The organism is Massilia sp. BKSP1R2A-1 (assembly GCF_050586525.1).
In the GTDB taxonomy this organism is placed as follows: Bacteria; Pseudomonadota; Gammaproteobacteria; order Burkholderiales; family Burkholderiaceae_D; genus Telluria.
Map to the genome: position 1 here is coordinate 98413 of NZ_JBOBRE010000008.1, position 18524 is coordinate 116936.

The 18524-nt window shown below is 66.6% G+C and carries 20 protein-coding genes and 1 pseudogene; 13 read left to right on the forward strand and 8 right to left on the reverse strand.

Annotated elements, in window-relative coordinates; genetic code table 11:
- Positions 1-120 precede the first annotated feature (120 nt).
- Together ACQ7JA_RS13950 and ACQ7JA_RS13955 are read left to right on the forward strand one after the other, a co-directional pair.
- Positions 121-315 (forward strand): hypothetical protein, encoded by a 195-nt coding sequence (locus tag ACQ7JA_RS13950; RefSeq protein WP_430898657.1) that lies wholly within the window; start codon positions 121-123, stop codon positions 313-315.
- A 128-nt stretch (positions 316-443) separates the two neighbouring features.
- The gene (locus ACQ7JA_RS13955; protein ID WP_430898659.1) at positions 444-830 is read left to right on the forward strand and encodes a VOC family protein; all 387 of its coding nucleotides are present in this window, start codon (positions 444-446) and stop codon (positions 828-830) included.
- Between the two features lie 7 nt (positions 831-837).
- Here the strand turns inward: ACQ7JA_RS13955 and ACQ7JA_RS13960 are convergent, their stop codons facing one another.
- Positions 838-1749 (reverse strand): DUF2145 domain-containing protein, encoded by a 912-nt coding sequence (locus ACQ7JA_RS13960; protein ID WP_430898661.1) that lies wholly within the window; start codon positions 1747-1749, stop codon positions 838-840.
- Positions 1750-2223, reverse strand: coding sequence for a hypothetical protein (locus tag ACQ7JA_RS13965; RefSeq protein ID WP_430898663.1), 474 nt, complete (start codon positions 2221-2223; stop codon positions 1750-1752).
- 142 nt (positions 2224-2365) lie between these two features.
- On the opposite strand from ACQ7JA_RS13965, the gene ACQ7JA_RS13970 reads away from it, so the two are divergent.
- The 3 genes from ACQ7JA_RS13970 to ACQ7JA_RS13980 all read left to right on the forward strand — a co-directional run bounded on the left by ACQ7JA_RS13970 (position 2366) and on the right by ACQ7JA_RS13980 (position 4759).
- Entirely contained in the window at positions 2366-3034 is a 669-nt protein-coding gene (locus ACQ7JA_RS13970; RefSeq protein ID WP_430898665.1) for a class I SAM-dependent methyltransferase, read from the forward strand.
- Positions 3035-3135: 101 nt separating this feature from the next.
- Positions 3136-4248: an endonuclease/exonuclease/phosphatase family protein gene (locus tag ACQ7JA_RS13975; protein ID WP_430898667.1), complete on the forward strand. Its 1113-nt coding sequence runs from the start codon at positions 3136-3138 to the stop codon at positions 4246-4248.
- Between the two features lie 16 nt (positions 4249-4264).
- Complete coding sequence (locus ACQ7JA_RS13980; protein ID WP_430898669.1) at positions 4265-4759, forward strand: hypothetical protein; 495 nt, start codon at positions 4265-4267, stop codon at positions 4757-4759.
- A 137-nt stretch (positions 4760-4896) separates the two neighbouring features.
- Here ACQ7JA_RS13980 and hepT read toward each other — a convergent pair whose 3' ends face one another.
- Both hepT and ACQ7JA_RS13990 read right to left on the reverse strand, forming a co-directional pair.
- Positions 4897-5316, reverse strand: a complete 420-nt coding sequence (gene hepT / locus ACQ7JA_RS13985) for a type VII toxin-antitoxin system HepT family RNase toxin (protein WP_430898671.1) — start codon at positions 5314-5316, stop codon at positions 4897-4899.
- Positions 5317-5334: 18 nt separating this feature from the next.
- Entirely contained in the window at positions 5335-6573 is a 1239-nt protein-coding gene (locus ACQ7JA_RS13990; protein WP_430898673.1) for a putative Na+/H+ antiporter, read from the reverse strand.
- A 229-nt stretch (positions 6574-6802) separates the two neighbouring features.
- Between ACQ7JA_RS13990 and imuA the strand changes: the two genes are divergently transcribed.
- The gene (gene imuA, locus ACQ7JA_RS13995; protein ID WP_430898675.1) at positions 6803-7510 is read left to right on the forward strand and encodes a translesion DNA synthesis-associated protein ImuA; all 708 of its coding nucleotides are present in this window, start codon (positions 6803-6805) and stop codon (positions 7508-7510) included.
- Positions 7440-8954, forward strand: coding sequence for a Y-family DNA polymerase (locus ACQ7JA_RS14000; protein WP_430898677.1), 1515 nt, complete (start codon positions 7440-7442; stop codon positions 8952-8954). The genes imuA and ACQ7JA_RS14000 overlap by 71 nt, the downstream gene beginning before the upstream one ends.
- A 19-nt stretch (positions 8955-8973) precedes the next feature.
- Here the strand turns inward: ACQ7JA_RS14000 and ACQ7JA_RS14005 are convergent, their stop codons facing one another.
- Positions 8974-9231 (reverse strand): hypothetical protein, encoded by a 258-nt coding sequence (locus ACQ7JA_RS14005; RefSeq protein WP_430898679.1) that lies wholly within the window; start codon positions 9229-9231, stop codon positions 8974-8976.
- Here ACQ7JA_RS14005 and ACQ7JA_RS14010 point away from each other — a divergent pair.
- The 3 genes and pseudogenes from ACQ7JA_RS14010 to ACQ7JA_RS14020 all read left to right on the forward strand — a co-directional run.
- Positions 9221-9456: pseudogene (locus tag ACQ7JA_RS14010) on the forward strand (GntP family permease); the annotation flags it as partial. The gene ACQ7JA_RS14005 and the pseudogene ACQ7JA_RS14010 sit on opposite strands and share 11 nt — an antisense overlap.
- Entirely contained in the window at positions 9389-9544 is a 156-nt protein-coding gene (locus ACQ7JA_RS14015) for a hypothetical protein (protein ID WP_430898990.1), read from the forward strand. The pseudogene ACQ7JA_RS14010 and the gene ACQ7JA_RS14015, both read left to right, overlap by 68 nt.
- Positions 9545-9726: 182 nt before the next feature.
- A complete protein-coding gene (locus ACQ7JA_RS14020) occupies positions 9727-10167 on the forward strand; it encodes a response regulator (protein ID WP_430898681.1) in 441 nt (146 codons plus the stop codon).
- Positions 10168-10172: 5 nt separating this feature from the next.
- Here the strand turns inward: ACQ7JA_RS14020 and ACQ7JA_RS14025 are convergent, their stop codons facing one another.
- Both ACQ7JA_RS14025 and arfB read right to left on the reverse strand, forming a co-directional pair.
- Positions 10173-10883, reverse strand: coding sequence for a GNAT family N-acetyltransferase (locus tag ACQ7JA_RS14025; RefSeq protein ID WP_430898683.1), 711 nt, complete (start codon positions 10881-10883; stop codon positions 10173-10175).
- A 480-nt stretch (positions 10884-11363) separates the two neighbouring features.
- On the reverse strand, positions 11364-11759 hold the full coding sequence (gene arfB / locus ACQ7JA_RS14030; protein WP_430898685.1) for an alternative ribosome rescue aminoacyl-tRNA hydrolase ArfB: 396 nt from the start codon (positions 11757-11759) through the stop codon (positions 11364-11366).
- Positions 11760-11952: 193 nt separating this feature from the next.
- On the opposite strand from arfB, the gene ACQ7JA_RS14035 reads away from it, so the two are divergent.
- Positions 11953-14337 carry a sensor domain-containing protein gene (locus ACQ7JA_RS14035; RefSeq protein ID WP_430898687.1) on the forward strand — a complete coding sequence of 795 codons (2385 nt, stop codon included), beginning with the start codon at positions 11953-11955 and terminating at the stop codon, positions 14335-14337.
- Between the two features lie 113 nt (positions 14338-14450).
- On the opposite strand, the gene ACQ7JA_RS14040 is transcribed toward ACQ7JA_RS14035, so the two are convergent.
- The gene (locus tag ACQ7JA_RS14040; protein ID WP_430898689.1) at positions 14451-14660 is read right to left on the reverse strand and encodes a cold-shock protein; all 210 of its coding nucleotides are present in this window, start codon (positions 14658-14660) and stop codon (positions 14451-14453) included.
- 315 nt (positions 14661-14975) lie between these two features.
- Here ACQ7JA_RS14040 and ACQ7JA_RS14045 point away from each other — a divergent pair, with 315 nt between their 5' ends.
- Both ACQ7JA_RS14045 and ACQ7JA_RS14050 read left to right on the forward strand, forming a co-directional pair.
- The gene (locus ACQ7JA_RS14045; RefSeq protein ID WP_430898691.1) at positions 14976-16160 is read left to right on the forward strand and encodes an ATP-binding protein; all 1185 of its coding nucleotides are present in this window, start codon (positions 14976-14978) and stop codon (positions 16158-16160) included.
- 133 nt (positions 16161-16293) lie between these two features.
- The gene (locus ACQ7JA_RS14050; protein ID WP_430898693.1) at positions 16294-18510 is read left to right on the forward strand and encodes a hypothetical protein; all 2217 of its coding nucleotides are present in this window, start codon (positions 16294-16296) and stop codon (positions 18508-18510) included.
- The last annotated feature ends 14 nt before the right edge of the window (positions 18511-18524 follow it).

Genomic DNA, 18524 nt, shown 5'->3' on the forward strand with positions numbered 1-18524 from the left:
ACGAAAGGATTTACCTTGAGATAGTCGATCGGTGAATGGCGATCATCATGGATCGCAATTTGATTTCTATCTGAAAGCGACCATACTGAAGGTATCCAAAAATTTTCCTGAGAGAACATCATGTCCACTTCCCTGCCGGTTTCCGCCAACGTTGCCAGTGTCGCATTCGGTTTCATTGCACGCCTGTTCGGTACAAAGCCGGCGGCGCGCGACACAGAAGGCGCGGACCTCTGGACCCTCTACAGCCTGAGCCGCGGCCGCGACTCCGTGTCCCCCGCCGTGCTGCGCGAGCTCGACAAGCACGCCGCCGCTTAAGCCGCCTTCGCCTACACCACGACGCCCTGCCTCGAGCAGGGCGTTTGTTTTTCCGGCAAAGGATGCTTGCACGTGCGGCTGCTGCGGTTATGCTTACACGAGGAGCTGACAACTTTGTGGAGGCAACGATGCTGGCACATGCGGATGCGATTGCAACGGTGGGCGTGCGCGATATCGAGGCGGCGCGCGAGTTCTACGGCAATGTCTTGGGTTTGCTGGAAGGCGAGCCCGGTGACTGCCCCCAGCCCGATGTCCTGATCTTCAGGAGCGGCAATACCCGGGTCCAGGTCTACCGTTCGGACTTTGCGGGGACCAACCAGGCCACCGCCATCACCTGGGACGTCGGCGAGCGCATCGTGGAAATCGTCGACACCCTGAAAGCGAAGGGCGCCACCTTCGAGCGTTACGACATTCCGGGCATGCGCCTGGAAGGCGAGCTGTACGTGACGGAAGGGTTCAAGGTGACGTGGCTGAAAGACCCGGACGGAAATATCCTCAGCATCAACGGCAAATAGGGCGCCTTCAGGGCGCCATGGGGATGACCTCGTCGCCAGGACCCGGTTCGCAGGCGGCGCCCAGCGGCTCCCAGCCGCGCCGCACGACGATGCGGCCGTTGGCGTGGCAGAGCTCGACCCGCCTGGTCTGCGGCGCCTGCTTGTGGACGAAGGCCTCGATCGAGGCCGGCACGCTCACGTGCAGGGCCAGCGCATGGGCATCCTCGAGCGGATGGTCGTTCAGATGCACCAGGGGCACGAACTGCCCGGCGAACATCAGCCAGTGCGAGGGAATCCTGACGGGGCCTGCCGTGTAGCCCTGTTCGCGCAGCCATTGCTGGGCGCTTACTCGTGCATCCTTGCGCGCATGTTCGCCCGTATCCAGCCGGCCCCAGGCGCTGGCAATCATCTCCGCCACCCAGCCGTTGCAGTTCTGGTAGCGGGTGCCGAAGGCATAGGCGTTGGCGCTGTACTTACCGGCCAGCAGGGACAGGGCCAGGCGCTTGTCGAGCGCGGCCTGCTCCAGCGGAGCCGCGGCTTCTTCGGGCGGGAACAGCAGGGCGATGTGACCGCGCGAAGGGGCATCGGCCCCGAGCGCGAAACCGGAGATGCCCTGGTCGAAGAGCTGGGGACGCGATTCCTCGCAGGCGTAGTAGAGCTGGCGCACGGCCCAGGGACCGCCGGGATTGTCGCGCAGGGCGATGCCGGCGTGGGAGTAGAGCAGGCCGAAGCGGCTCAGGTCGAGTCCGGCGCGGGCGATCACGGCGACGCGCGATCCGGAACGATTCAACTCGTCCTTGACGGCGCCGGCGAAGCGCAGCACGCGGTCCTGCTCGGCGGCCGAGATATCGGTCGAGCGTTCGCAGAAGGTGGGCAGGCCTGCCCATGCGCCCGCGCTCGCCGTCAGGAGGAGGACGGCGAGGGCCGAGCGGACAAACATTTAGATCGTGACTTTGCGGGAACCCAGTTCGCGGTACCAGTCGTCCTGCAGGGCCAGGAAGAAGGAGCGTTTGGTGTCGGCGTGGGCGAACTCGTAGCCGTAGGCGCGTTCGTTCACCTGCACCAGTTCGCCCGTGGCGACAGGGCGGGCGGCCAGGGCGCGGTTCGGCACGTCGAGGTGGAATTCGCGGGTGGCGCCGGCGGCGGTGGCGCGCAGGGTCATGCGGGTGGCGTCCGGCTTTGCCGGGGCCTGGGCCACGTCGATCACGCGGTACTCGCCCGCGGCCACGCGCTTTTCTTCGCCCGAGTTGCTGGAGCTGCCGAAGGAATCGGAAATGCTGTCGGAAATGCTGGCCGAGGAGGCCGAGCCCGCGCTGGAGGCCGAGGAGGTGAAGCTGTCGGCCTGGACCGGGGCGGCGGCAGCGGCTGCGAAGGCGGCAAGGCCAAGTGCGCGCAGGATGGTGCTGAAATTCATGGTGCTCTTTCTGCTTGTTCTGGACAGGGTCTATGGTACAAGCCCGGGCAACGGTTGAGAAGGCGGCAAGGAGAGGATTTTATGTAAGGTTCTGTAATACGACAGTGCCGTGCATAATGCGAGGAACTTTCTGGAGAGTCGCATGTCTTCGCACAACGACGCCGCCGTCCTCGCTTCCTGGTCCCGCAATGCCGATCCCTGGGTGACGGCCGTACGCGAGAACGAAATCGCCTCGCGCGTGCTGGTCACCAATGCCGCCATCGTCGAGGCGGTGCGCGCCCGGCATCCGCGCACGGCGGTCGACCTCGGCTGCGGCGAAGGCTGGCTGGTGCGTGCGCTGCCGGAAGTGCGCATGGTCGGGGTCGACGCCGTTCCCGAACTGGTGGAGGCGGCCCGGCTGGCCGGCGGCGGCGAGTTCCGGCAGCTGTCCTATGAGCAGATCGCGGCGGGCGAGCTCGATCTGGCGGTCGACCTGGCCGTGTGTAATTTCTCCCTCATCGGCAAGGAGGCCGTCGACGGCCTGTTCCGCGCCGCGCCGACCTACCTGCGCAAGGGCGGCGCCCTGGTCGTGCAGACGGTGCACCCGCTGGCGTCCTGTGGCGACGCCGCCTACCAGGATGGCTGGCGCAGCGGCAGCTGGGCCGGCTTCAACAGCGGTTTCGCCGACGCGCCGCCGTGGTATTTCCGAACGGTATCAAGCTGGCTCGGCCTGTTCACGGCCCACGGCCTGCGCCCCGTGGAGATGCGCGAGCCGCTGCATCCCGAGACCGGCAAGCCGGTGTCCCTGATCCTGGTCGGCCGGCTGGGCTGAGGCATCCGCGTTGTGCACGCTAGCGCACAGACTGTTGCGTTGGAACGGTGCATGCTCGTGACATTGCATTCTGTTACGAGTGTTCACGCCACTACGCCGCCATGTTTCCGACCTTCGAGATTCTCGTTGCCCTGATCGTTTGCGCGACCTTGCTGCCGCTGTCGCGCTGTACGAAATGGTGGATCCGCGACCTCGATTTCCCGCGCCTGCAGCTGGCCATCCTGTCGCTGGTGGTGCTGGCGGCGCAGTGCGTCCTGCTCGACTGGAGCGACAGCCTGTTCCAGCTGCTGGCGTTCGTCAACGCGGCCTGCCTGGCCTACCAGGCCTGGTGGATCATCCCGTACACGAAGCCCTTTCCGAATGAGGTCAAGCAGACCGTCGGCGGCGTGCCCGACCGCCAGATCCGCATCCTGACGGCCAACGTCCTGACCCCGAACCGCAACACGGACGGCCTGATCGCCCTGATCCGCGAGCACCAGCCCCACATCTTCGTGACCCTGGAAACGGATTCCTGGTGGCAGGAGCGCCTGGACGTGTTCGACCCCGACTACCCGTACTCCATCAAGTGCCCGCTCGACAATCTGTACGGCATGCACGTGTATTCGCGCCTGCCGCTGGAGGACAGCGAAATCCAGTTCCTGGTGGAAGACGACATCCCCTCCATGCATACCCTCGTGACACTGAAATCCGGCCACAAGGTGCGTATGCACTTCCTGCACCCGACGCCACCCAGCCCGACCGAGCACGAGGAATCGACCCAGCGCGACGCCGAGCTGCTGGTGGTGGCCAAGAGCGTGGCGGGGCTCGACACCCCGGTCATCGTCGCCGGCGACCTGAACGACGTGGCGTGGTCGACCACGACGCGGCTGTTCCGCAAGATTTCCGGCCTGCTCGATCCGCGTATCGGGCGCGGCATGTTCAATACCTTCCACGCCGACTTCTGGTTCGCGCGCTGGCCGCTGGACCACCTGTTCCACAGCCAGCATTTCACGCTGTCCTTCATCAGGCGCCTGCCGTCCTTCGGCTCCGACCACTTCCCGATGCTGGTCGAGCTCACCTACGACCGCGCCAACGGCATGGAGCAGGAGGGACTGGAGGCCGACGCGGAAGACCACGCGCTGGCGGACGAGAAGATCGCGGCCGAGCCGGTGGAAGTCGACGATGTGCACGAGCCGGAGCCCCAGGGCGTGCCGGCAAAAGGAATTTCAACCTGAGTAGGAGTAGGAAACAATGAATATGCGCAGCCTGCTGTCTTCCGTCCTGATCGGCGCCGTCGCCAGCGCCCGGTCGATGACCCCCATGGCCACCATTGCGACGGCGCGCCTTGCGCATCGCAAGACGCCGGGAGAACTGTTCCTGCTGGACCGTCCCATGTTCAAGTACGGCGCCCTCGCCATGGGCCTCGGTGAACTGGCCGGCGACAAGATGAAGACGGCGCCCGACCGCACGGTCTTCTTGGGACTGTTGGCGCGCGTGATGAGCGCCGGGATCGCCGGCGCCGCCCTGGCGCCGCGCGGAAAGGAAAAGGCCGGCGCGGCCGTTGCGATCGCGACCGCCGTCCCGCTGGCCTACCTGACCCTGGCCGGCCGCAAGCAGGCGATGGCGAAGATCGGGCAGACCAAGAGCGGCCTGATCGAGGATGCGCTGGTCGTGGCGGCGGGCAGTGCGATCGTGGCGCTGTCGACGCAAAAGCCTGCAGTGCCCGCACACATGTCCTACCGCTGATTCGTAGGGTGGGCGGTCCTCCGCCCACGCGTTCAGGCAGCTTGTGAATAGCCGCTCCGTCTGTTCGGAGGGAAGTTGAACGCGCGGACGGCGTTCAAGGAGCAGGCTGATCTGATTGCCGGGTGGAGCCGTCCACCCTACGTCGGCGTCCCCGCACCCGCCACCAGCGCCTGCGCATACACCCCGAAATCATCCAGCCCGCGCTTGATGATGGTCACCAGCGCCGGCAGCGGCGCCTCCTGGTAATCCCATTCCGCGCGGCAGAATTCGCCCGTGCGCTTGAGGTCCTCGGCCAGGGTCGCTTCGATCCAGCCATGCTCGGCCAGCAGGGTGATGACTTCGCGCTCGTCGTGCGGCAGGCCGAGCCGGGCATTGCCGATCACGTAATCTCCCATCTCGATGGCCGCTTCCCAGGCGCGGATGACGTTGAGGGTGGCCGCATCCTGGCGCGTGACGTCGCTCACGAACGTGGTCGGGTCCTTCTCGTATTCCTCGCGGGCGCGCCGGCAGCAGCGTTCGATGGTGCCGGCCTTGCTTACCAGGATGTCGTCGTCCATTGCTTTCCCTTTCAGGTCTTACAGGAGGAACAGCGCCGCCGCCACGCAGGTCGGGCCCAGCGCGCCCAGGAACAAGCCGCCCATGCCGATCGAGCCGCCATCGAAACCGTCGCGCAGCAGGGCGGCGCCGGCCGGATTCGGGGCGTTGGCGATCACGGTCAGCCCGCCGCCGCCGACCGCGCCGGCCACCAGCATGTACTTGGCGTGGTCGGACAGTCCCTCGATCAGCGAACCGAGGTAGGTCAGGGCCGCATTATCGGTGATTGCCGTGAGGGCCAGCGCGCCGAAGAACAGGGCGGTCGGCTCCAGGCTCGACACCAGTGGCTGCAACCACCATTGCTGCATGCCGCCCAGCACCACCAGGCCGGCCAGGAAGAAGCCCACCAGCAGGCCTTCCTTCAGGATCAGCGGCGACTGGTGCTTGGGATAGGCCTGGGTATAGCCGAGGAAGAGCAGGAACAGGCCGATGAACAGCACCGGATGGTGGGCCAGCAGCACCACGCCGGCGAGCAGGGCCAGGTGCACGCCTGACACCACCCAGGGCATCCTGACGTCTTCGACCACCGCGCCCGGCGCCAGGTGCGGGCGCAGCAGCAGGGTGATGACGGTCGCGTTGAAGCACACCGCCACCGCGGCGCGCCAGCCGAAGGTGGAGGCCATGAAGGCGCTGTCCCAGCCCCAGGCGCCGGCCACCATCAGCACCGGCGGCGCGGCATAGGAGGTGAGGGTGCCGCCGATCGAGACGTTGACGAACAGGACGCCGAGCGCGCCGTACTTCATCCACTCGGGAATGCCGGGCCGGAACACCTGGGGCGCCAGCATCAGGGCCGCCAGCGTCATCGCGGCCGGCTCGGTGATCAGGGAGCCCGCCAGCGGCACCAGGGCCAGGCCGAGCCAGCACAGCGCCACCTCGGTGCGCACCGGGGCCAGTCTCGCCAGCAGGGCGAGCAGGTCGCGCACGGCGTCCAGCACCGGGCGCGAGGCGGCGATCACCATCACCACGAAGACGAACAGCGGTTCGGTATAGTGCCGCGATTCGACGTAGCCGATCGCGCTCCCGCTCCCGGCCAGCAGGGCCATGGCGAGCACCAGCACGAAGGCCCAGAAGCCGAACACGACTTCGACTTCGCCCAGCAGGTGGAAGAGGCCGGCGTGGCGCGGGTGGCGCTGGGCCAGGGAGTGAAACAGCTTGGTGGAAAAGGTATGGACGAGGGCGATGGCGAACAGGATGGCGCCGACGAGCTGGATCGTGGTCACGGATGCACTCCGTGGCGTGCGGGAGACAGATTGGTCATTGTCTTGCTGCTAATGAAGAAGCCAACATTATTCCACGTTTACCGCGCCGGGCCTGACTTTCAGGAGGATGCGACACCTTTAGCTTCTGTCAATACCAATCAATAACTGGTATAGCCGGTTTGAATACACCTTGCCAAATCCGGGCTCAGCGAGTACTGTATGTTTATACAGTATATTTTGCCAACACCCTATGATCTGCTCATCCATTTCCACTGCGCCGGAAGCCCTGCACCCCGCGCTCTGGCGGGCATCGCAGCTGGCGCGGGGCAGCACGCGCTGCGTCGATACGGGGCATGCGCCGCTCTCGTCCCAGTTGCCCGGCGGCGGCTGGCCGGTCGGCACCCTCGTCGAACTGCTGCAGCAGCAGCCCGGCATCGGCGAGATGCGCCTGCTGCGTCCGGCCCTGCAGGCCTGCGCCGAGCGCCGCATCGTCCTGCTGCAGCCGCCGCATCCCCCGCAAGCCCTGGCGCTGGCCGCGCTGGGCCTGCCGCCTTCGCAACTGCTGTGGCTGCGTACGCAGCGCAGCGCCGACGCCCTGTGGGCGGCCGAGCAGGTGCTGCGCAGCGGCAGTTGCGGCGCCTTGCTGTTCTGGGCCAACCATATGCGCGGCGAAAGCCTGCGCCGCCTGCACCTGGCGGCCCAGCATGGCGAAACCCTGTTCTTCATGCTGCGCCCGCTGGCCGCGGCGCAAGACGCTTCGCCCGCGCCGCTGCGCCTCGCGCTGCGCCCGGCGGCCGGCGGCATGAGCATCGACTTCGTCAAACGCCGGGGACCGCAGCGCGATGCGCCGCTGTTCCTGCCCCTTACTCCTTCTTTATTGCAACGACATGCGTTTGTGGATCGGCCTGTCCCTGTCCCAGCTGCCGCTCGAGGTCTTCAGCCCCAACTGGTGCAGTGACCCCGGCAGCGTGGTGCTGGAGCAGGAGCGCGTGCTGGCCCTGTCTCCAGTAGCGCGCGCGGCGGGCATCGGGCGCGGCATGCGGCGGGGCGGCGTCCTGATGCTCCTGCCCGAGGCGCGCCTGTATGAGCGCGACCCGGCGCGCGAGGCCGAGGCCCTGGACGCGGTGGCGCTGGCGATGCTGCAGTACACGCCCCAGGTCGCGCTGGCCGAAGAGGCGACGCTCCTGATGGACATCGGCGCCAGCCTGCGCCTGTTCGGCGGCATCCGCGCCCTGTGCGCACGGGTCCGCGCCAGCCTGCGCGCGCTCGGCTTCAGCGCCGCGGTCAGCTGTGCGCCCACGGCGCGCGCGGCCTGGCTGCTGGCGCGTTACGGCGGGCATCAGCAGGGGCAGGGCGGCGGCCGCGTGCCGGGACGCTCCCTGCGCATGGCCTCGCTCGAACGCCGGCTGGACCGTCTCCCGGTGGGGCTGCTGCCGCCGGCGCGGCTGTATGCGGCCTGGTTCGAAGGCCTGGGCTGCGAGCGTCTGGGTGAGCTGCGCCGCCTGCCGCGTCCCGGCCTGCAGCGCCGCTGCGGACGCGAGCTGCTCGACATGCTCGATGCCGCCTATGGCCTGTGTCCGGAACTGTTCGACTGGGTGGCGCCGCCCGAGAGCTTCCGCGCCCGGCTGGAACTGTTCCACCGCATCGAGCAGGCCGATCTGCTGCTGGCCGGCGCCGGCCACCTGGTGCTGCAGCTGGTCGGCTGGCTGTGCGCGCGCCAGTTGGCGGTCGAGCGCATCACCCTCTTGATGGAGCACGAACGGGGGCGGGTGGCGATGCCGCCCACGCCGCTCGAGATCGCCCTGGCCGAGCCCACCTGGCGCGACGAGCACCTGATGCGTCTCTTGAGGGAACGCCTGGCCAAGCAGGAATTGCCCGCACCCGTGATCGGGCTGGCGCTGGAAGCGCTGCAGGTGCGGGCCATGGCGCCGCCCACGGAGTCGCTGTTTCCCGAGCCCGGCGGCACGGAGGAAGACCGCATGCGCATGCTCGAGCTGCTGGTGGCGCGCCTGGGGCCGGAAAACGTGCTGCAGGCGCTGCCGCAGGCCGACTACCGGCCCGAGGTCGCCAACGAATGGGTGCCGGTGCAGCAGAAGGTGCGGCCCGCCGAGCGGGCGGCGCGCCTGCCGGTGGATGTGGCCAGCCTGCCGCGCCCGAGCTGGCTGCTGGCCAAGCCGATCGCACTGCTGATGCGCAACCACCGGCCCTTCTATGGTTCACCGCTCAAGGTCGCCTCGACGCCCGAACGCATCGAGGCGGGCTGGTGGAGCGAGACGCAGACGCGCGACTATTTCATCGCGGAAGGGCAGGACCATACGCTGTACTGGATCTACCGCGAACGCATCGTCGGGTCCGGCGTGGATGCCGAGCCGCGCTGGTATTTGCATGGGCTGTTCGGCTAGCGGACACGTGCAGGCGACGTCAGGCCTGGACGACGGTGACGCGGGCAAAACGCAGGTTGTCGAATACCCGGATGCGGCCTTTGAGCGGCCACCAGTCGTACAGGAAGATCTGTACGGGCCGCCACATCGCAACCCAACCGATGATGGTCAGGCTTTCGCGGATGATCGACCGGGCAGGTCCTGTCATGACGGTCACCGCAAGCTCGGCGAGCAGCAGGCAGGCGCAGACAAACGCCAGGCCGATCGCCAGGCTGGTGCGGCCCTCGGTTTGCGCCATGCTCGGCGTGCTCGTGACCGATCCGCATCCGTGCCGGCGATGTTCAGCGGCGTCTTCATGGAAAAGCTGGTCGCTTTCGTCAAGCTGTATTTTCCCGTCTTCGTGCTGGGAGCGGTATTCGGCAAGCTGATCGAGCTGTCGAGATTTTCCCAAGCAATTGTCAAAGCCGTTATCCAGGCAGTGGGCCCTGCTGACCGTGACAGGGCTGACGCACCGGCAGTCCTACCGGGATATCTTCATGATGACGGTCCTGGTCGTCTCATCGGCCGTACTGCTGGTGATCGCCCTGTATTACATGTTCGGCATCGTCTAGCAGGGAAAATAAAGGCCGATGGAGCCGCATGCCAGCAACCCGTTCCACGCTGCACCTCGCGGCCGCAGTGTTAACCGGGCGCTTCGATTACCCATCTTGTCCGATACTATGCCCATCCGCCGCATGCGCAGCCATGCGTGGACAGCCAGCCATTCCACGACGGAGGTCAAGTGTTCGGAGCAATGTACAGCCGCACGTTCGCGGGCAAGGGGCAGCCGCCCCAGGAGCCCGGCGGCGCTTATGCGTCCGGACAGGAGGCGGGAGAGGCGGTGGGTCGCATCCGCAAGGTGCTGGTCGTCGACGACGAGCCCGATGTCGCGGACATGGCCGAAGTCCTGCTGGCGGCCCATGGTCTGGAAGCCATCGTCGCCTACTCGGCCGCCGATGCCCTGCTCATGCTGGCCGCCCATCGCGACATCGACGCCGTGGTCAGCGATGTCATGATGCCCGGCATGAACGGCCTTGAACTGGCCGAGCAAATCGACGAGCACTATCCCAAAGTAAAGGTCGTACTGGCATCGGGCTATATGGCGCCGGACATGACCCGGGGCCAGCCGCTCAAGCGCCTCTTCCTCGCCAAGCCCTACCGCATCGAGCAGCTGCTCCAGCTCCTGCGCACCTGAACATTTCAGGCGGCCGGCATCACCCGCGTCAGGTGCAACTGGTTGCGCACCACATAGCCCAGCGACTCATACAGCGCGATCGCCCCGAGGTTACTGGGATAGACGTGCAGGAAAGGCAGGCGGCCGCCAGCCGCGATGCGCCGGGTCCGCTCCGCCAACAGATGGCGCGCATAGGCCTTGCCCCGGTGCGCCGGATGCACGCAGACGGCACTCACCTCGACCGCACCATCCGGGCGCATCCGCTCTCCCGTCATCGCCGCCAGCTCCCCGCCTTCGCGGATGCCAATGAATTCGCCGAGTCGATGGGTACGCGCGGCAAACGGTCCCGGATTGGTCAGCCCGGCAAGCAGCCGCATCGCTTCCGCATCCGCCTCATTCAGCACCTCGACGGGCAGGGACGCGGACGGCAGCTCGCGCGTGGCCACCATCTGCAGCACCGGCTCGAGCGGCGTGGAAACCAGTCCCGACGCGCCAGGGGCCTCGCTTGCGCCAGGGGTGACCAGCATGACCGCCTCGCCGGGCAGCAACAGCTCCGCCAGCGCCATCCAGGCAGGCAGATCCTCGCTCGCCAGCGCGGCAAAGGGACCGATGTCGCGTGGGTAGCGCTGCGCCAGCGGCCCGCCGAGGGCGAGATGGCGGTGGCCGCCGTTCAGGGACGACCAGACCGGCCGGTCCAGTGCAGCATGCAGGGAAGGGGAGAGCTCGAATGGGTTCATGCTATCCAGGCAAATGGTTGAGCAGGAGTCCTCCGATGATACCGCGCCTTCCTTCTCCCATCAGCACAACGCCCGGGTGTCAGGTCTGACATCTAGACACGGTCTCAACCATAACCCGGCTGCCAATGTCGAGGCCGTGTCCGATTGTCAGACCTGACACCCAGGGGTGACACCCAGGGCACAACGCCCGAGTGTCAGGTCTGACATTTAGACACGGTCTCAACCAAAAACCGGCTGCCAATGTCGAGGCCGTGTCCGATTGTCAGACCTGACACCCAGGGGTGACACCCAGTGGGAAGATGCGCTAGTCGCCGACCTTGCCGCGCAGCGCCTTGATGCGGCCGCTTCGTGCCTTACGCAACGCCCGGGTGTCAGGTCTGACATTTAGACACGGTCTCAACCATAACCCGGCTGCCAATGTCGAGGCCGTGTCCGATTGTCAGACCTGACACCCAGGGGTGACACTCAAGGGAAGCTGCGCTAGTCGCCGACCTTGCCGCGCAGCGCCTTGATGCGGCCGCTTCGTGCCTTAGAGTCCAGGCGCCGCAGCTGCGAACCGCGGGTCGGCCGGGTCGGGCGGCGCACGGCCCGCACCACGCCGGCTTCATCGACCAGCGCCTGCAGGCGCTGCAAGGCGTCGAGCTTGTTCTGTTCCAGGCTGCGCGAAGCCTGGGCTTTCAGGACGATCACGCCTTCCTGGGTGATGCGTCCGTCGCGCAGCGCCAGCAGGCGTTCCTTGATGTGATCGGGCAGCGACGAGGCCGTAACGTCGAAGCGCGCATGCACCGCGCACGATACCTTGTTGACGTTCTGCCCGCCCGGGCCTTGCGCCCGGATCGCGCTGAACTCGACTTCCGCCGGGTTGATCGTTGCCATCTTCTGTCCTGTATCCGTCCAGGCCGCATTGTACGGTGCGCGGCGTCCGGCGCCCTGTGCCGCACGACAACAGCTTGCATTCGCCTGCGACGGATTGCTGCGCTATCATGTATTTACGGATTGGCCGCTGCGGCCCGCAGCGGCGCTCCCGCCGGCCTGGAGAGCCCGGATACCTGGACACGCTGGAGACCCCTTGAACCTCTCGCCCCTGCCACTCGCCGTCTTCGTCGTCGATGCTTCCGGCGCCGTCGCCAGCTGGAACAAGGCTTGCGAAAAGCTGGCCGGCTACGACGCGGCCACCATCCACGGCATGACCATCGAACGCATCATCGAGTTCGACGATCCTCCGGGCGCGCACCCGCGCATGGCGGCGCGCGCCGATGCCGAGAACGAGGCCGTGCTGGTCTGCGCCGACGGCCGCCGCCTGCCGGTGCGGGTCATGGTGGCGCCCCAGTCGCTCGATCCCGAGCAGCCCGGTACCTATAGCGTGATCGTGATCCCGCGCGCCGGCGAGCTGCCGCCGCGCTACGCCCTGATCCAGGACCTGCCGGTGGGCGACATCATCGAGGCGCTGCCCTGCGTGTTCTACGTCATCGACCAGAGCGGCCACCTGCTGCTGTGGAACCGCCAGCTCGAGGAAGCGCTGGAGATGCAGCCCGAGGAGTTGCCCACCACCAACGTCAAGTTCTTCTTCGACGAGAAGGATCGCCCGGCGGTCGTCGACAAGATCCTCAGCGCCTTCGAGCAAGGCGGCTCCTGGCACGAGGCCGAGATGATCGGCAAGAACGGCAAGCGCACCGCCTTCCTGTTCCAGTGCGCGCGCACCAGCCTGGGCAACGTGCCCTGCGTGTTCGGCACCGGCCTCGACATCACGGCGCGTAAGCACAGCGAGCACGCGATGCTGGTGCGCGAACGCGCCATCACCTCGAGCCTGAACGCGATCGTGATCACCCAGTGCGAGGAGGGCGAGCACCGCATCGAATACGTCAACCCGGCCTTCGAGCAGATCACCGGCTATGCGCTCGCCGAGATCAAGGGCAAGGACCCGCGCTTCATGCGCGCCGACGGCCACGACCTCGAGGAGCGGGGCCGCATCCGCGAGGCGCTCAAGCGCAAGGAGGGCGTGCGCGCGGTGCTGCGCAACCTGCGCAAGAACGGCGAGATCTTCTGGAACGACCTGCGCATCGACCCGGTGGCCAACCTCGACGGCGAGATCACGCACTTCGTCGGCGTCATCAACGACATCACCGAGGCGCGCCACTACGAGCGCCGCCTGCACCACCTGGCCCACCACGATCCGCTCACCGGCCTGGCCAACCGCACCCTGCTGCAGGAAAGGCTGCGCAGCGCGATCGAGCACGCCATGCGCAGCGAGAGCTGCGGCGCGCTGGCCTTCCTCGACCTCGACAATTTCAAGCACATCAACGACAACTTCGGCCATGACGCGGGCGACGCGGTGCTGCGCGAGATCGCCCAGCGCCTCAGCGAGAACATGCGCGAGGAAGACACCATCGCCCGCTTCGGCGGCGACGAGTTCGTCCTGCTGGTCTGTCATGTCGCCAGCCGGGAGCGCCTGGCCGACCTGCTCGAGCGGGTGCGCCGCAGCGTCATGCGCCCGGTCCACGCCGGCGAGCAGGAGATCTTCCCCGGCACCAGCATCGGCGTCAGCCTCTTCCCCGACGATGGCGACAACGCCGACAGGATCCTGCGCGCCGCCGACGCCGCCATGTACCACGCCAAGACCCTCGGCAAGAACAACCTCCAGTTCTATTCAGAGGAACTGAACCAGATCGTGCACGAGCACCTGCTGCTGGAAGCGAGCCTGAGCCGCGCGATCCGCGAGCACCAGATGGTGCTGGACTACCAGCCCAAGGTCGACCTGCGCACCGGCAAGGTGGTGGGAGCCGAGGCCCTGGTGCGCTGGCGTCATCCGGTGGACGGCGTGATCGCGCCCGACCGCTTCATTCCCGTGGCGGAGGAGACCGGCCTCATCGTGCCGCTCGGTGAATGGGTCATCGACGAAGCCTGCGGCGCCCTGAAAGCCATGCGGATGCTCGGCATCGAGGACTTCGTGATCTCGGTGAACCTGTCGGCGCGCCAGCTGCGACAGCGTGAGTTCGCCGAACGCCTGGCCGCTACCTTGGGGCGCCACGGCGTCGATGCGCGCAACCTCGAGCTCGAGGTCACGGAAAGCCAGCTGATGGACCATCCGGACGAAGCCAGGGAAGCGCTGGAAGAGCTCAAAGCGCTCGGGGTGCGCCTGTCGATCGACGATTTCGGCACCGGCTATTCCAGCCTCAGCCACCTGCAGAGGTTCCCGGTCGACTACATCAAGATCGACCGCTCCTTCCTGGGCGACGTCGGCCACAACGGCCACCTCGTGATCACGCGCGCCATCATCGCGCTCGGCCACAACCTCAAGCTCAAGGTGATTGCCGAAGGCGTCGAGACCCGCGAGCAGCTGGCCTTCCTGCGCAAGCACCAGTGCGACGAGATGCAGGGATACTACTTCAGCCCCGCGCTGTCGAAGGAAACGCTGCAGGACATGGTGGCGCGGGATACACGCTTGCCGGACTAGGCTTTCTTGCGACATGTCCGCGTTAACGCAAGAGCCCGCCGAATGGCGGGCTCTTCATTGCGACGGCGGCGCCCACGCTATCTGCGTGGTGCGGGCCGCAAGGCAATCACGGCTCAGATCGCACGGATATTCCCGGCTTTTTCGCCTTTCGGGCTGCTCGAGCGTACGAATGAAACACGCTGATTTTCAGACAGGCTTTTGAAACCTTCCGATTGAATATCCTGGAAATGGGCGAACAGGTCGCCACCGCCCGCATCGGGAGTAATAAAGCCGAAGCCCTTGGAATCGTTGAACCATTTGACGGTGCCGGTTTGAGTAGTCATTTTAATCCTTGAAAATAATTGCATGGGCAAAACGCCCGGTGCACATTGACCAAGAAAAGATATAGCGAAGGAAATCAAACAGGACCGCCGGCGTAGCTGGCGAGACGGGAGAGAAAGACCAACAATAACAAGGACTTGATGTAGTGCCCGACATAAGATACAGGAGTTTGCGACCAGCGCCTAATTATTTTCGATTTATTTTTTAAATGCGAATCCTTACGGGATTCGTCCAGGAATATCCAGTAACGATGTTAACATCGCCATTCCCCTTCGATGCCAATTGCGCGGAATCGGGTAAAACAGGAATGCTTGAATATGACGTCACACAGGCTCGCCGATTTCATCGGCGATAATATGGCATCCATTCTGCAGGCATGGGAGGATTTCGCACGCACCATCGAGCCGCCTGCGCTCACCATGGACGACGAAGCGTTGCGCGACCACGCGCGCGCGATGCTGCAGGTGTTCGCGGCCGACCTCGCCACCTCCCAGACCGACGCGGAACGGGACGCCAAGTCCCAGGGACTGGGCAGGCGTGACAACGGGGCCACTGCTGCGGAAGCCCATGCGGAAGCGCGCCTGCTGTCGGGATATACGGCCGTGCAGCTCGTGTCCGAATACCGGGCCTTGCGATCGAGCGTGCTGACGCTGTGGGGACCGGCGACCCAGGGAGACCAACAACAGAACATGGCCGACATGATCCGTTTTAACGAAGCCGTCGACCAGGCGCTGGCGGAGTCGGTTGCGCGTTACGAACGCTTGGTCAAGGAGTCGCAAAACATGTTCATGGCGATTCTGGGCCACGACCTGCGCAATCCGCTGGGGACCCTGACCACCGGCGCGAGCTTCGTGATGCAAGCCAATGACATTGCACCGAAATACGTGCTCGTGGCTACTCGGATGTTCAACAGCGGCAAGCGGATGAGCAAGCTGATCAACGACCTGATCGACTTCACGCGTACCCACCTTGGCCGCGGAATCCCGATCCGGCCCAGGACGGGCTGCATCGCGGCGGTGTGCGAAGAAGTGGTGGGGGAACTGCGCACCTTTCATCCGGAGCGCAGCATCGACCTGCACGCGCCCGCCGGCATCGAGGCAGTTTTCGATGACGGGCGTATCGCCCAGATGCTCTCCAACCTCATCGGCAATGCGATCCAGTACGGCAGCGTGGGTGCGCCGGTCAAGGTCGGCGTGGCCGAGGATACGGGCGACGTCGTCATCTCGGTCAATAACCTCGGCCCGGCCATTCCTCCTGAAAAGCTGGCCTGCATTTTCGACCCGCTGGTGCGTATCGCGGTCGGCACCGGCAGCGACGATGCCGAGCGTACCAGCCTCGGCATCGGTCTGTTCATTTCGCGCGAGATCGTCAAGGCCCACGGTGGGACCATGTGCGTGGAATCGAATGCCGAACAGGGCACGACCTTCAGGGTGACGATGCCGCGCGGGCTGGCTGCGCAGCAACGGCGCCGCGCGTTGGACAAGCCCCGCGCGCCCGGCTGAAGGCCCTCTCCGCCAAATGGTGGAAGCGGGCATCCTGGACCGATGCTACACTGCCGGCCCGCCGTTTCTCGTCAAGACTGCACGCGTGCCACGCTTCCCGAACCGCCTTCTTTCCCTCCTGTTGAGTGGCGTCATGCTCGCTGGCGGCGCGCTCGGCGCCGTCCCGGACACCGGCGACAAGCGGCGCGGCCTGCTGGCGCACCGGAACAGTGCCCCGGCGCCGCTCGCCATCGACGGCAGGCTCATTGAAGCGGCATGGCGGGATGCGCCCGCTTTTGAAGACTTCCACAAGCACGCCCCGCGCGACGGCAAACCCCTCGACGCCGGCCCGCGCACGACGGTGAAGATGCTGGTCCGGGACGACGCCCTGGTCTTCGGCATCCGCGCCTGGGACGAGCGCCCCGAGCGCATGCGCGGCTCGCTGGCGCGGCGCGACAAGGTCGCCCTGGACCAGGACTTCATCGGTATCTGGATCGACCCGGTCGGCCACGGCCGCGCGGCCCAGTTCGTGCGGGTGAACCTGGCCGGTGTCCTCAGCGACGGCCTGCACCGGGCCGACGACGACGAATCGGACCTGGGGCCGGACTTCCCGATCGACGCGGGCGTGCAGCAGCTTCTAGATGGCTACAGCATGGAAGTGCGCTGGCCGCTGTCGAACCTGCGTTTTCCCTACACCGGCGGCAAGGACTGGCAGGTGCTGGTCGAGCGCAGCGTGCCGCATGCCGACGGCCTGCTGCTGGTGAGCGCGCCGCTGCGCACCGACGCCCTGAGCCACCTGTCTTTCCTGCGCGAGGTCGGCGGCATGGACGCGACCGTGGCCGCGGTGCGCGACCGGCGCTTTATCGAGCTGCGCCCCGAACTGACCGTACGCGGCGACCGCGGAAGGACCGATGGCCTGCGCCATCGCGCCCAGGCCGCCGAACTGGGACTGGAGATCAATGCGCGGCCGCGCGCCGACTGGGTCTTCAACGCCACCATCAACCCGGACTATTCCCAGGTCGAGGTCGACCAGCCGGTGTCCCAGGGCGCCGGCAACATCGCCATGAGCCTGCCCGAGAAGCGCGGCTTCTTCCTCGAGAGCGCCGACGTGCTTGGCCTGCCGCTGCCGGCCTTCTATTCGCGCACCGTGGGCAACCCGGCCTGGGGGCTGCGCGCCACCTGGCGCGCGGCCGATGCCGACGCCACCGCCATGAGCCTGCGCGACCAGGAGGGCGGGCGGGTGCTGCGCGGCCGCGCCTACGAGACGATCGAGACGGTGCGGGAGCGGCCCACGCGCGCCAGCCTGCTGCGCATGCGCTGGCATGGCGAAGGCCTGCTGCTGGGGGCCCTCGCCTCGCAGCGAAAGGTAATGGGAGGCGGCGGCAACGACGTCCTCGGCGTCGACATGCAGTGGCGCGGCACCGGCAAGGACGGCGTCCAGCGCCAGGCCATCGTCACCGCCATGCATTCGCGCCTTGATGAACGCGATGGCGCCTACCTGCACGGCAAATATATCCACAGCTCGGAACGCTGGTGGAACGAGGCGATGGTCGAGGCGATCGGTCCGGGCTTCGTCAACGACAACGGCTTCGTGCCGCAGGCCGGCATCGTCAAGCTCGATGCGGAGATCAACCGCGTGCTGGGACAGCGCAGCGTCGCCGGACTGGCGCTATACGAGTTCGAAGCCCACTTCGGCCTGCACGAGATCCGCACCCTGAGCGACCGCACTCTCGGCCAGCCGGGCAATGAGGTCGTGGAGCGCAAGCTGCGGCCCGGGATCTGGTTCGCGGCCGGACGCCAGACCGAGTTCTGGACCCAGCTCGGCTTCGACAGGCAGCGCGGCCGCACCGGCGGCAAGCTGCACGACACGCGCGCGCTGCACTTCGGTGTCGAAACCACGCCCTACCCCTGGGTGACGCGGATCTCGGGGGAAGTCACGCTCGGCCGCCAGCTCGACGTCGACGCCGACCGCGTCGGCCCGGGCGGCAACGTGACCCTGGACGCCGGCCTGCGTTTTCCCGTGGTGCGCGGCTGGGCGCTGGAACTCGACCACCACGTGAACCGCGCCTGGGTGCGCGGCACGCTGGGCCAGCCGGCGTTCGCCGACACCTCCTGGCGCTGGCTCGCCATGCTGCACCTGACCCCGCGCGACTCGCTGCGCCTGCTGGCCCAGAACACCTGGTCCGCGCGCCGCGACGACGGCGTGACGCAGCTGGAAGCGTGGAACGAGCGCCAGGTGCATCGCTCCTTCCTGTACCGCTACCTGTGGCGCCATGGGCGTTCGGTGTCGGCGGGCTATGTGGACGAAAAGATGCCGCTGGCGGGGAATCGCAGCAAGTCGCTGACCTTCAAGCTGCAGTGGGAGATCTGAGGCGGGCGGCTGCC